This window comes from Sphingomonas sp. SORGH_AS_0870 (assembly GCF_031453175.1).
Lineage (GTDB): Bacteria > Pseudomonadota > Alphaproteobacteria > Sphingomonadales > Sphingomonadaceae > Sphingomonas.
This window is the reverse complement of the sequence record NZ_JAVIYW010000002.1, coordinates 1056088-1068701: the sequence shown is the minus strand read 5'-3', so window position 1 is coordinate 1068701 and position 12614 is coordinate 1056088. Positions and strand designations below refer to the sequence as shown.

14 protein-coding genes are annotated in these 12614 nt (G+C 67.5%); 5 read left to right on the top strand and 9 right to left on the bottom strand.

Annotated features, from left to right (window positions below):
* The first annotated feature begins 117 nt into the window (after window positions 1-117).
* On the top strand, window positions 118-627 hold the full coding sequence (locus QE363_RS05555; protein ID WP_309698102.1) for a CHAP domain-containing protein: 510 nt from the start codon (window positions 118-120) through the stop codon (window positions 625-627).
* A gap of 232 nt (window positions 628-859) precedes the next feature.
* Here the strand turns inward: QE363_RS05555 and msrB are convergent, their stop codons facing one another.
* Genes msrB through QE363_RS05540 form a run of 3 tightly spaced genes read right to left on the bottom strand, consistent with a single transcriptional unit; the run spans window position 860 to window position 3531 of the window.
* Window positions 860-1354 (bottom strand): peptide-methionine (R)-S-oxide reductase MsrB, encoded by a 495-nt coding sequence (gene msrB / locus QE363_RS05550; RefSeq protein ID WP_309692890.1) that lies wholly within the window; start codon window positions 1352-1354, stop codon window positions 860-862.
* A 39-nt stretch (window positions 1355-1393) separates the two neighbouring features.
* Complete coding sequence (locus QE363_RS05545) at window positions 1394-2617, bottom strand: ABC transporter permease (protein ID WP_309692887.1); 1224 nt, start codon at window positions 2615-2617, stop codon at window positions 1394-1396.
* On the bottom strand, window positions 2614-3531 hold the full coding sequence (locus QE363_RS05540) for an ATP-binding cassette domain-containing protein (RefSeq protein ID WP_309692885.1): 918 nt from the start codon (window positions 3529-3531) through the stop codon (window positions 2614-2616). The genes QE363_RS05545 and QE363_RS05540 overlap by 4 nt, the downstream gene beginning before the upstream one ends.
* Window positions 3532-3571: 40 nt before the next feature.
* On the opposite strand from QE363_RS05540, the gene queG reads away from it, so the two are divergent.
* Entirely contained in the window at window positions 3572-4621 is a 1050-nt protein-coding gene (queG, locus tag QE363_RS05535) for a tRNA epoxyqueuosine(34) reductase QueG (RefSeq protein WP_309692882.1), read from the top strand.
* A 183-nt stretch (window positions 4622-4804) separates the two neighbouring features.
* Here the strand turns inward: queG and era are convergent, their stop codons facing one another.
* Window positions 4805-5701 (bottom strand): GTPase Era, encoded by an 897-nt coding sequence (era, locus tag QE363_RS05530; RefSeq protein WP_307103023.1) that lies wholly within the window; start codon window positions 5699-5701, stop codon window positions 4805-4807.
* A gap of 134 nt (window positions 5702-5835) precedes the next feature.
* Here era and QE363_RS05525 point away from each other — a divergent pair, with 134 nt between their 5' ends.
* Window positions 5836-6057 carry a hypothetical protein gene (locus QE363_RS05525; RefSeq protein WP_309692879.1) on the top strand — a complete coding sequence of 74 codons (222 nt, stop codon included), beginning with the start codon at window positions 5836-5838 and terminating at the stop codon, window positions 6055-6057.
* Window positions 6058-6194: 137 nt separating this feature from the next.
* Here the strand turns inward: QE363_RS05525 and rnc are convergent, their stop codons facing one another.
* The gene (gene rnc, locus QE363_RS05520; protein ID WP_309692876.1) at window positions 6195-6851 is read right to left on the bottom strand and encodes a ribonuclease III; all 657 of its coding nucleotides are present in this window, start codon (window positions 6849-6851) and stop codon (window positions 6195-6197) included.
* A 5-nt stretch (window positions 6852-6856) separates the two neighbouring features.
* Window positions 6857-7666: a signal peptidase I gene (gene lepB / locus QE363_RS05515; RefSeq protein ID WP_309692874.1), complete on the bottom strand. Its 810-nt coding sequence runs from the start codon at window positions 7664-7666 to the stop codon at window positions 6857-6859.
* 113 nt (window positions 7667-7779) lie between these two features.
* Between lepB and QE363_RS05510 the strand changes: the two genes are divergently transcribed.
* Entirely contained in the window at window positions 7780-8385 is a 606-nt protein-coding gene (locus tag QE363_RS05510) for a DedA family protein (RefSeq protein ID WP_309692871.1), read from the top strand.
* Window positions 8386-8397: 12 nt separating this feature from the next.
* Here QE363_RS05510 and QE363_RS05505 read toward each other — a convergent pair whose 3' ends face one another.
* The gene (locus tag QE363_RS05505; protein WP_309692866.1) at window positions 8398-9276 is read right to left on the bottom strand and encodes a tyrosine recombinase XerC; all 879 of its coding nucleotides are present in this window, start codon (window positions 9274-9276) and stop codon (window positions 8398-8400) included.
* Between the two features lie 82 nt (window positions 9277-9358).
* On the opposite strand from QE363_RS05505, the gene QE363_RS05500 reads away from it, so the two are divergent.
* A complete protein-coding gene (locus QE363_RS05500; protein ID WP_309692863.1) occupies window positions 9359-10144 on the top strand; it encodes a hypothetical protein in 786 nt (261 codons plus the stop codon).
* A 338-nt stretch (window positions 10145-10482) separates the two neighbouring features.
* Here QE363_RS05500 and QE363_RS05495 read toward each other — a convergent pair whose 3' ends face one another.
* The gene (locus tag QE363_RS05495) at window positions 10483-11130 is read right to left on the bottom strand and encodes an adenylate kinase (RefSeq protein ID WP_309698100.1); all 648 of its coding nucleotides are present in this window, start codon (window positions 11128-11130) and stop codon (window positions 10483-10485) included.
* Window positions 11131-11174: 44 nt separating this feature from the next.
* Entirely contained in the window at window positions 11175-12539 is a 1365-nt protein-coding gene (gene secY / locus QE363_RS05490; protein ID WP_307103009.1) for a preprotein translocase subunit SecY, read from the bottom strand.
* Between the last annotated feature and the right edge of the window lie 75 nt (window positions 12540-12614).

The following is a 12614-nucleotide window of genomic DNA, read 5'->3' as shown; positions in this document are numbered from 1 at the left end:
GATATGGTTGCGCCTGCGCTTTCCAACCCGTTTATCCCCGGTTAATCGACACTCACACCGACATTCCGACCGGGGGGTCATGTGAAGTTCAAGGCATTTGCAGTGCGATTCGCGCTGATGGCATCGTGCGGCCTGATGATGGCCACCCCTGCTGCGGCGCAGTTCTGGCAGTGCGCACCCTATGCCCGCGAGATTTCGGGCATCGATCTTCACGGCAACGCCAACACCTGGTGGGGCCAGGCCGAGGGCCGTTACGAGCGCGGCCACACCCCGAAGGAAGGATCGGTCCTCGCCTTCGAAGCCACCCACCGGATGCGCGTCGGCCATGTCGCGATGGTCAGCCGGGTCGTCAGCAACCGCGAAGTCCTGCTCACCCATGCCAACTGGTCGCGCCGCGGCGGCATCGAGCGCGACGTCCGCGCGATCGACGTCTCGCCCGACAATGACTGGTCGATGGTCAAGGTGTGGTACGGCCCCAATGGCGACCTGGGCACGTCGGCCTATCCGACCAAGGGCTTCATCTATGCGGACCATGCACCGAGCAGCGCCATGCCCGCCAACGAGATCGCCTCGCGCACCGACAGCCGGGTCTCGGGCATCCTGACCTTCGCGGCCCCGACCCAGTAAGATTTTCCGCCCGGCCCGCATCGGCGATGGTCGGGAAAGCCCAGCGCATCACGCGGGACATACGCTTGGGCGTCGCGCAGCGTGACCGGATAAGGTCGAACGGGGCGGAAGCTGCCCCCATTCCTCTTCCAAACCCCCGTTCAGCCTGAGCGAAGTCGAAGGCCAAGGGAACACCTCACCCAGCGCGCAGCCCATGCTGCGACCTTGCGCATCGTGAAGGGCCGTTTCCCCCTCACCCCGCCCGGAACGTCATCGCCACGCCGTTCATGCAATAACGCTTGCCCGTCGGCTTGGGCCCGTCGTCGAAGACATGGCCGAGATGCCCGCCGCAGCGGCTGCAATGCACCTCCACCCGCTCCATCATCAGCGACCGATCGGACGTGGTGCCGACCGCGCGAGGCAGGGATGCCCAGAAGCTCGGCCAGCCGGTGCCGCTGTCGAACTTCGTCCTGGACGAAAAGAGCGACTGACCACATCCCTTGCACCCGAAGACGCCGCTGCGATGCTCCTCGTTGAGCGGGCTGCTATAGGGCCGCTCGGTCCCTTCCTTCCGCAACACCGCATAGGCCGCCGGGCCGAGCTTCTGCCGCCATGCCGCGTCACTCATCGCCACCGGATAGCGCTCGGCGGCCACCGCCTCGCGGCCGCAGGCGGACAGGCCCATCCCCGCCAGCCCCAGCCCGGCAAGCGAGAGAAAGGCGCGGCGATCGGCAGGTTGCGTGCTCATGCCTCCAAGATAGGAAGGCCGCCGCCCGATGACAGGGGGTCAGCCCTTGCGCCGCCAGAAGGGCCGCGTGCTGCCCGATTGCAGCACGCCGCGCCGGAACAGCCGCGCACCCAGCGTCACGAAGATCGCCACCCACAGCGCCTGCCACGCCAGCGCCAGCGCATGCGGCCAGAGCGAGGGGCTCGCCGCCGCCATGCCCGCCATCGCGAAGGGCGAGGATAGCGGGAATATCTCCGCCACCCGTGCCAGCCAGCTGTCGGGCTTGGACAGGCCGCTCAGCGTCAGGGTGAACATGCCGACCTGGACGATGGTGATGGGCAGCGAGAGCATCTGGATCTCGCGCATCGTGGTCGCCTGCGCGCCGATCGTCAGGAATACCGATCCCAGCAACAGATAGGCCATGGTGAAATAGCTGACGAACAGGATCGCGAATATCGGCAGGCCGACTGCCGGGGACAATTCGCCGACCATCCCGCTGAACGCCGGGGGCAGGACGCTCGTCACCTGGCCCAGCACCGTGCCCCAGAAGCCGACGAACAGCACCGCCACCCCGAACATGCCCAGCAGCTTGCCCAGGAACACCGCCTCCAGCGGCACGGCGGCGGCCAAGACCTCGATCACCTTATTCGAGCGTTCCTCCGCCATGGTGCCGACGACCTGCCCCGCCAGGAACAGGGTCAGGAAGAACACGCCGAACACCGCCAGGAACGCGGTCTGGTTCTGTCCGCCCAGCGTCGCGCGCTGGCGCGAAAAGCTGATCTTGGTCGGCGCGACGCGCGGCAATTCCCCGCCCAGCCGCTCGGCCGCCAGCGCGCTGCCCGCCAGCACGGCCAGATAATCCGCCGCGCGCGAGCCGCGTGCGCCATAGAGCAGGGTCGGCCGGTCGAGCGGGCCATAGAGCACCGCGGTCGCGTCATAGTCCCGCGATTCGAACGCGGCGCGCGCCTGGGCCGCCGGATCGCGTGCCGGGGCAAGAGTGACCAGCGCGGGCGGTTCCTCGTCGCGGCGGAAGATGGCGCGCGACCGCCGGTCGGCCTCGACGAAGCTGCCCGCCAGGGCCTCGGGGACGATCGCGACGATGCGGACATGGTCGGCGCCGTGATCGGCGGCCTGCGCCGCGCCCATCGCGCCGATGGTGCTGAACGCGACCATGATCAGCGGCGCGAACAGGAACAGGAGGAAGATCGGCGTGAAGACGGTCGCGATGAAATCGCGGCGTGCGATCGTCATCGTCTGGCGGATCAGGCGGCGGGTGGAATTCATGCCGCGATCTCCTCGGCGGGCGCACCGACGATGCGGACAAAGGCTTCGTGCAGGCTGGGGCGCTCGATCGACAGGTTCAGCACCCCGGCCCCGGCCGCGAGCAGCCGTCCGAGCACCGGTTCGATCCCCTCATCGGGCAACGGGAATCGCCAGTCCTCGCCGTCGCGCACCGCATCGGCGGGCAGGAGCGGCGGCAGGACCTGCGCGGGATCGCGCGGGCGATACCGGACCCAGGAGCGCAGCGTGCCGCGCGCCTCGTCCACCGTCCCCTCGAACCGCCGCTGTCCGCCCGCTATGATCGCCAGCCGGTCGCACAGCCGCTCGGCATGCGCCATGACATGGGTGGAGAACAGGATCGTCGCCCCCCGGTCGCGCTCGCCCAGGATCAGCGCCTCCAGCCGTTCCTGGTTGACCGGGTCGAGGCCCGAGAACGGCTCATCCAGCACCAGCAGCTTCGGGCGGTGCACGACCGAGCCGAGCAGCTGGACAAGCTGCGCCATGCCCTTGGACAATTTGCGGATCTTGTTGTCTGCGGCGTGGCCGAGCCCGGCCTGCTCCAGCAGTTCGACCGCGCGGGCGCGCCCGGTCGCCCAGTCGAGCCCGCGCAGCGCGCCCATGAAGGCGATCGCCTCGCGCGCCTTCATCGCCGGGTACAGCCCGCGCTCCTCAGGGAGATAGCCGACCATGTCGCTGGCATCGCGCGGATGGGCATGGCCCAGCAGCGTGCGCTGCCCCTCATCGGGTTCGATGATGCCGAGCAGCATCCGAAGCGTGGTCGTCTTGCCGGCGCCGTTGGGGCCCAGCACGCCGTACACCGCGCCGGTCGGCACCGCGATGTCGACCCCGTCGACCACCCGGCGATCCCCGAAGCGTTTGGCGAGGCCCGAGGCGGTGACCGCCCACTGATTATCCACGCAACTGTTCCTCCCTGATCGCCTGTGGTAGCGGGCCTGCGTGGCGCAAGACAAGCTGGAAACCCGGATCAAGGCGAAGGCGGCCGAACTGGGCTTTGCCGCGATCGGCATCACCCATGCCGACGCCGCGCCCAAGACCGTCGAGCGGCTGCACCAGTGGCTGGCCGAGGGGCGGCACGGATCGATGATCTGGATGGCCGACCGCGCGCACCAGCGGCAGAGCCCCGCCAGCCTGTGGCCCGAGGTGAAGAGCATCATTTCGCTGGGCGTCAGCTATGCCCCCGCCGAGGACCCGATGCGGCTGGCCGATCACGGGCGGATCGGGCGCATCTCGGTCTATGCGCAGGGTGCCGATTATCACGACGTGGTGAAGCGGCAGCTGAAGGCGCTGGGCCGCTGGCTGGCGCAGGAGGGGGCTTGCGACCTCAAGGTCTTCGTCGACACCGCGCCGGTCATGGAAAAGCCGCTGGCCGAGGCGGCCGGGCTGGGCTGGCAGGGCAAGCATACCAACCTCGTCAGTCGCGAGCATGGCAGCTGGCTGTTCCTGGGGGCGATCTACACCACGTTGGAACTGGAGCCCGATGCGGTGGCGCGCGACACCTGCGGCCGGTGCGACGCGTGCCAGCGGGCGTGCCCGACCGACGCCTTTCCCGCGCCCTATCAGCTCGATGCGCGGCGGTGCATCTCCTATCTGACCATCGAACATGCGGGGCCGATCCCGGAGGAATTCCGGGCGGCGATGGGCAACCGCATCTATGGCTGCGACGATTGCCTGGCGGTGTGCCCGTGGAACAAGTTCGCGGCCGCCGCGCAGGCGAATATGGCGTTCCATCCGCGTGCCGAGCTGACCGCGCCGGAGCTGGGGGATTTGCTGTCGCTCGACGATGCGGGTTTTCGGCAGATCTTCGCGGGGTCGCCGATCAAGCGGATCGGGCGGAACCGGATGGTACGCAATGCGGCGATCGCGGCGGGGAATAGCGGGGCGGCGGAGCTGGTGCCGGTGTTGCGGGGGTTGCTGGGGGATGCCGATCCGGTGGTGGTGGAGGCGGCGGCATGGGCCTTGGGGCGGTTGGGTGAGGTTGGTGCCTAGCCCCCGGCCCTCCCCCATCCCCTCCCGCCTGCGGGAGGGGCGTGCTTTAAGACTGATGGACCGCATAAGCTACGAGCGTATCGCTTTTTGAAGCGCTGCCTAGTTGGACTAGGCACGCCCCTCCCGCAAGCGGGAGGGGATGGGGGAGGGCCTGGTGTCTCACCGAGCCCCCACCCCAAACAATCAATCCACCCAGTCCAACCCGATATCCTTGTAAACCGAGCGATCCTCGTCCCAGCCCGGCTTCACCTTCACGTGCAGATACAGGTGCACCTTGTGCCCCAGGATGCGCGACAGCTCCTCGCGGGCCTTCGCCCCGATCTCCTTGATCCGCACGCCGTTCTTGCCCAGCACGATCGCGCGCTGGGTGGGACGTTCGACCAGGATCTGCTGGTGGATCTCGACCGATCCGTCCTCGCGCTCCTTATAGGCCTCGGTCTCGACCGCGCTGGCATAGGGCAGCTCGGCATGGAGCTGGAGATAGATCTGCTCGCGCGTCACCTCGGCGGCCAGCGCGCGCTCGGTCGCGTCGGAGACCTGGTCCTCGGGATAATGCCAGGGCCCTTCGGGCATCAGCTTCGCCAGATGCGCCTTCAGCTCGGGCAGGCCGTCGCCGGTCTGCGCCGAGACGAACCAGATTTCGTCGAACGCCACGACCGCGTTCAGCTTTTCGGCATGGCCCAGCAACCGCGCCTTGTCGGCGATGTCGACCTTGTTGAGGATCAGGTGCTTGGGCTCGGGCCGGTGCGCGATCGACTCGGCGATGGCGGTCACCTTCGGCCCGATCCCGCCCTTGCCGTCGACGACCAGCGCCAGGATGTCGGCCCCCTCCGCGCCTTCCCAGGCGGCGGCGACCATCGCGCGGTCCAGGCGGCGCTTGGGCTCGAAGATGCCGGGGGTGTCGACCAGCAGGATCTGCGCATCCCCCTCGATCGCCACGCCGAGCAGCTTGGCGCGAGTCGTCTGCGCCTTGGGGCTGACGATCGCGACCTTCTGGCCGACCAGCGCATTGACGAGGGTGGATTTTCCGGCATTGGGCGCGCCGACGACGGCCACGAGGCCGCAACGTTGTTCAGTCATGCCCCAGCGGTACAGGCGAAGCGGCCCTGCCTGCAAGGAAAAGCCCGCATGGACGGATCGTCACATCGCGATCAGTACCCGGCCATTCGTCACCGGCCATATCCCCGCTCCGTTTTCGCAAAGGAGTGCGTGTCATGAAGACCCTGATGACCACCCTGTCGGCCGCGATCCTGCTGACGGTGGCAGGCCCCGCCTCGGCCAAGGGCTGCCTCAAGGGCGCGGCGGTCGGCGGCGTTGCCGGGCATTTCGTCGGCAAGGGCCATGCGGTGCTGGGCGCGGTCGCGGGCTGCGCGATCGGACACCACCGCGCGAAGGTTCAGGCGAGGAAGGACGCAGCGGCCGCCAGGGGGCGTTGATTTCGGTGCCTGGGCGGGGTCGGGGCTTGGCCTTCGACTTCGCTCAGGCTGAACGGAGGTTGGGACGCGTGGCCTTCCTGTCAAACAGCCGTTCAGGCTGAGCGAAGTCCAAGCCCACGCCCCGGCCCCACCCCCGCTCAGGCCTTCAGCTTCGCCAGCAACGCCTTGGCGGCGGCCGTCTCCGCCTCCTGCTTGTTCGCGCCGCTCGCGCTGGCCTCCGCCGTGCGACCGATCCGGACGGCCACGGTAAAGCGCGGCGCATGGTGCGGTCCCGAGCGATCCGTCACCACATATTCGGGTGCCTTGCGATTATGCGCGGCGGCCCATTCCTGCAGCGCCGACTTGGGATGCTGCGGCGCCTTGCCCTGCGCATGCACGCGGTCGCCCCAGGCCTTGCGGATGAAGCCGCGCGCCGCGTCCAGCCCCGCCTCGCGATACCAGGCACCGATCAGCGCCTCCATCACGTCGCCCAGCACATTGTCGCTGTCCGACGCGCCGTCATCGCGCGCCTGCTTGCCCAGCCGCAGATGCTCGCGCACCCCCAGGTCGCGCGCGACATCGGCGCAGACGGCGCCCGTCACCAGCGAATTGAGCCGCCGCGACAGCTGCCCCTCGGGCTCGTTCGGGAATTGCTCCCACAGCCATTCGGCCATGACCAGCCCCAGCACCCGGTCGCCGAGAAACTCCAGCCGCTCGTAATTCTCCGCCGCCTGGCTGCCATGGGTCAGCGCACGCTGGAACGGCGCGGTGTCGGCGGGCGCGCGACCAAAGATCGCCTTCAGCCAGTCATCCACCGCGCTCAAAACCCTTCTCCGATCCGCTTCCAGCGCGCGGCAGTCACCCAGGTCCAGGGCTTGATCCACTCCGCCGAGCCATCGGTCGAGAAGAAGGTGACGGCGGCGCGCCCCTCCAGCCGGTCCATCGGGATCATCCCCATGCCCATCGGCGGCGCGAAACGGCTGTCGGCCGAATCGTCGCGATTGTCGCCCATCAGGAAGACCCGCCCGGCGGGAACGGTATAGACGCCGGTATCGTCGCGATCGGGCAAATTGCCCTGGTCGATCACGTCATAGCTCTTGCCGCCCGGGAGCGTCTCGCGGAACCGGGGATAGCGGCAGACCGACCGGCCACCGACCGAGTCGAGATAGGCCGCGCCGCATTCGGTCGGCCCGAAATTGGGGGTCAGCGGCAGGACGAAATCGGCGACGCGCTGCTTGGGGACCGGACGGCCGTTCAGGATCACCTGCCCGTTCGTCACCTGGATCGTATCGCCGGGCAGGCCGATCACCCGCTTGATGACGTCATGGTCGTCGGGCCCCGGCGAGCGGAACACCACCACATCGCCGCGCGCCGGATCGCGGCCCAGGATACGGCCGGGCAGCAACGGGACGCCGAACGGAAGGGACCAGCGCGAATAGCCGTAATTCCACTTCGTCACGAACAGGTAATCGCCGATCAACAGCCGCGGCAGCATCGATTCCGACGGGATTACGAAAGACGTGACGATGAAGCTGCGCAGGATGAAGACGAACAGCGCCAGCTTCAGGAAGAAGCGCAGCGTATCCTTCGCTTCCGACGATTTGGGCGATGAGGGGGACGTGTCGGCCATGGTCGTCGGGTTCGCGCAACCCGCTCGCCTCGTCAAGCGGCTTCCCCCTTTCGCCGCGTTCGCCGCAGCGATACGGGAACCGCCCCTGCGTTCGGCGGTACAGTCCATCAAGCATGACCGATTTCATCCTCAACCTGATCGCCTGGGGCGGCTATTTCGGCATTTTCCTGCTGATGGCGCTGGAAAATATCCTGCCCCCCATCCCGTCCGAGGTCATCATGGGCCTGGGCGGCATGGCGGTCGCGCGCGGGCAGATGGAGATGATCCCGCTGATCCTGTGGGGCACGGCGGGGACCACGGCGGGCAATTATGCCTGGTACGCGGTCGGCCGCTATATCGGCTATGAGCGGTTCCGCCCCTTTATCGATCGCCATGGCCGCTGGCTGACGATGGAATGGCGCGATGTCGAGCGGCTGCACGAATTCTTCGTCCGGCATGGCGGCTGGGTGGTGTTCGTGTTCCGCTTCATGCCCGCCTTCCGCACCCTGATCTCGCTTCCCGCCGGGATCACGCGGATGCCGCTGGCCAAGTTCCTGATCTGGACCTTTGCAGGCAGCACGATCTGGAACGCCATCCTGGCCTATGCGGGGCTTTGGCTGGGCGCCAATTTCGAGGCGATCGACCGCTATGTCGGCCCCGCCGCCATCGTGATGACGGGGGCGATCGCGGTCGGCTATCTCTGGCGGGTCTTCACCTGGAAGCCGCGCGGCGAGCGATGATCCGCCCGCGCCTCAGGCGCGGGGATGCGCGGTCCGGTAAATGTCGAGCAGCCGCGCGGCATCGACCTCGGTATAGATTTGCGTCGAGCTCAGGCTGGCATGGCCGAGCAGTTCCTGAAGCTGGCGTAGATCGGCGCCCCGGCCCAGCAAATGGGTGGCGAAACTGTGCCGCAGCGCGTGCGGCGTCGTCCGCGCCGCCAGCCCCAGCCGCTCCCGCGCCGCCTGGACCGCGCGCCGGATGATCGTGGGCGACAGCGGCCCGCCCTTGGCGCCCCGGAACAGCGGCTCGTCGCCCGCCACCGCAAAGGGCATCTGCGCGGCATAGGTCTCGATCGCGGCGCGCAGCTCGGGCAGCAACGGCACGATCCGCGTCTTGTTGCGCTTGCCGGTGACGCGGATCGTCTCGCCCAGCGGCAAGATGCCCGCCGGCAGCGACAGCGCCTCCCCGATCCGCAGCCCCGCGCCATAGAGCAGCATCAGCACCGCCCAGTCGCGCGCGGCGATCCAGGGCTCGGCGGCGTTTTCCGCGACATCCTCGCCCAGCGCCATGATGTCGGCGGGGGCCTGTGGGCGGGGGATCGTCCGCTTGCGGCGCGGGCCCTTCATCGGCGGCGGCTCGGCGCCCGCCCAGCGCAGGAAGTGGCGCACCGCCGACAATTCCCGCGCCGTCGACGCAGATGTCAGCCCCTCCCCCCGACGCCGCGCGAGATAGGCGCGCAGGTCGGCGGCCGTCAGGCGGGCGAGCGCCCCGCCGTCCATGGCCTCGCCCCAATGCTCCGCCAGAAAGCCGCACAGCCGCCCGGCCGTGGCGACATAGGCCCGCACCGTGTGGTCGGACCGTCGCAGGTCGACTGTGAGATGGCGGTAATAATCGGCGATCAGCGCGGTCATAGGCGCGAAACGATGACAGGCGGCGACGCGGCGGCAAAGATAAATCGGTTAGGATTCAGATGAAACGGCCGTCATAAAGACCATGATCTCGCCCGTTTCGTCCGCCTCTCCGATCCGCTTCAGCCCGCTGTCGGGCCAGGACGCCCCGGCGTCGGCGCCATCGCCTTTCGACAAGCCGAAGGGGCCGACCACCATCTCGATTTCCCGCGAGGCGTTCGAGGCCCTGGAGAGCTTGGAGAAGGGGTCCGTCGCGAAACCCCAGGACTCCGTGACCTATGACAAGACGGTCAAGGCGCTGCTCGCCGCCCGCCAGGACGTGATCGGGCGCGGCGGGGGTATCGATCTAGGCGATACCGGCAACACGCTCGTCACCAATCCCTATACCGCGCCCTTCGCGGCCGATGTCGCCCCGCTCTATGGGATGCTGAAGGACGGCGCATCGGCGAACGAGGCTCTCACTGCCGCGCTGACGAGCGTCCTGCCGCAGCAGGGGCAGCGCACCGACACCACCTATGCGGCCGAATTCGCGCTGAAGCACATGAAGATGACCGCGATCGCCGACCGCCTGATCGCCCCCGAGCATAAGGAGGAAGCCACCGCGATCCTCGGCCGGGTGTTCGACAGGATGGCTGACGCCACCCCGATCCGGGCCGACCTCGCCGCATCCACCCTCACCATCGCCCGCAGCGGCGAGGATGCGGACACACGCGTTTCGCAGATCGTCGCGCTGGTGAACAAGTCCTTGAATTCCGGTCGTCAAAATATGCTGACCGACCGGCAACGCCACGAACTGACGGAAATGACGGACTCCTGGCAGAACTTCCAAAAACTCCTGCCCCGTGACGCTGGCACCCCCGTCACGACCTAGGGCCGATGGACACGTTCGGGATGGCGTCTTCTTCTTCCCTCTCCCCTGGACAGGGGAGAGGGTTAGCGGAGCTTGCCAGCCTGCTGGCTAGCGCAGCTTGGGTGAGGGGTTGAGCAAGCCCAAAGGCTCGCGCGCTCGCTTCGCGAGCGCCCACCCCTCACCCAGCTCCGACTAAGCCTTTGCTCTCGCAAAGGCCAAGTCTGCGCAACCCTCTCCCCTCTGCGAGGGGCGAGGGAAGGAAACGCATAGCTCAATGTCGATCCCCCTTGGAAACGTCCAAAAAAGGGGGCCGCTCCCGATCGGAAGCGGCCCCCTTTGCCATCGCGTCATGCGGTCGGTCAGCGATCGAGGATCGCGTCGATCGCCGTGCCCACATCGTCCATCCCGGCCATGCCGTCGACCCGCGTCACGATGCCGCGCGCTTCGTAGATCGGCAGGATCGGCGCGGTCTTGGCGCGATATTCGGCCATCCGCGTCCGCACCGTCTCGGCATTGTCGTCGGGACGCCGCTTGAATTCGGTCGAGCCGCAGACGTCGCAGACGCCCTCGACCTGGGTCGGCTTGAAGCTGTCATGATAGCCCGCGCCGCACGAGGCGCAGGTGAAGCGGCCGGTGATCCGCTCGACCAGCGCATCCTCGTCCACCGCCAGCTCGATGACATGGTCCAGCGACTTGCCGCGCTCGGCCAGCAGCACGTCCAGCGCCTCGGCCTGCGCTGCGGTGCGCGGATAGCCGTCAAAGATCGCGCCGCCTTCCGCCTCGGCCTGGTCCAGCCGCTCGCCGATCAGCGCCGAGACGATCGCGTCCGACACCAGCTCGCCCGCATCCATCACCGCCTTGGCCTGGAGCCCGACGGGGGTGCCCGCCTTGACCGCCGCGCGCAGCATGTCGCCGGTCGACAGCTGCACCATGCCGCGATTCGCCACCAGCCGCTGCGCCTGGGTCCCCTTGCCCGCGCCCGGCGGCCCCAGCAGGATGATGTTCACGCCCACGTCATTCTCCCCTGTTTTCCGCTAGTCCCGTCCGCGCCTCAGCGCAGGCGGCCACCCTTCAGCTTCGCCTTCTTGATCAGGTCGCCATATTGATGCGCCAGCAAATGGCTCTGGATCTGGGTCACCGTGTCCATCGTCACGTTGACGACGATCAGCAGGCTGGTCCCGCCCAGATAGAAGGGAATCTGCAGCGCCGACACCAGATATTCGGGCAGCAGACAGATGATCGTCAGATAGGCCGCGCCGATCACCGTGATACGGGTCAGCACGTAATCGAGATAGGTCTCGGTGTTCTTGCCCGGACGGATGCCCGGAATGAAGCCGCCATAGCGCTTCAGATTGTCCGCCGTCTCCTCCGGGTTGAAGACAACCGCGGTGTAGAAGAACGAGAAGAAGATGATGCCCGCGCCGTAAAGCAGCATGTACACGGGGCTGCCGTGCTGCAGATACTGGTTGAGGCTGATGATGAAGTCGCCCCAGCGGCTCTCGCCCGCGACACGCTGCCCTGCGAACTGCGAGATGGTCAGCGGCATCAGCAGCAGCGACGAGGCGAAGATCGGAGGGATCACGCCGGCGGTGTTGATCTTCAGCGGCAGGTGGCTGCGATCGGCCTGCATCCCGCGCTGCGTTGCGCGCTTGGGATACTGGATCAGGATGCGGCGCTGCGCGCGCTCCATGAAGCAGATGAACAGGACGAGGACGACGACCGCGACGATGATGCCGATCAGCCGGACCGGATCGATGCTGCCGGTCCGGCCGCCTTCGAGCAGGTTGACCAGCGTCGTCGGCAGATGCGCGACGATGCCCGCCATGATGATCAGCGACACACCGTTGCCGATACCGCGGCTGGTGATCTGCTCACCCAGCCACATCAGGAACATCGTACCGCCGATCAGCGAGATGACCGCCGCGATGCGGAAGGTCATGCCCGGCTCGATCACCGCCTGGATGCCCTGGCTGGCGCCCAGCGTCTCGAGGCCCACGGCGATGAAATAGCCCTGGATCGCGGTCAGCAGAACCGTGCCATAGCGGGTATACTGGTTCAGCTTCTTGCGGCCGCTCTCGCCTTCCTTCTTGATGGCGGCGAGCTGCGGGCTCAGCGAGGTCGCGAGCTGGATGACGATCGACGCCGTGATGTACGGCATCACGCCCAGCGCGATCAGCGACATGCGGCTGAGCGAACCGCCCGAGAAGGTGTTGAAGAAGTCGAGCACGCCGCCCGTGGTCTTCTGGCTCAGCAGGCCCAGCGCGGTCGGGTCGACGCCCGGCAGCGGGACATAGCTGAGCAGGCGGAAGACGATCAGCGCGCCGATCGTGAACCACAGCCGCTTCTTGAGGTCGGTGGCCTTGGCGAATTTCGCCAGGCTGATGCTTTGCGCCATCTGGTCGGCTGCGGATGCCATAGCTGTTGCGTTATCCTGGAAACGAAAAACGGCGGGATGCGTTTTGAACCGCCCCGCCGCTCATATAGGCGCGAA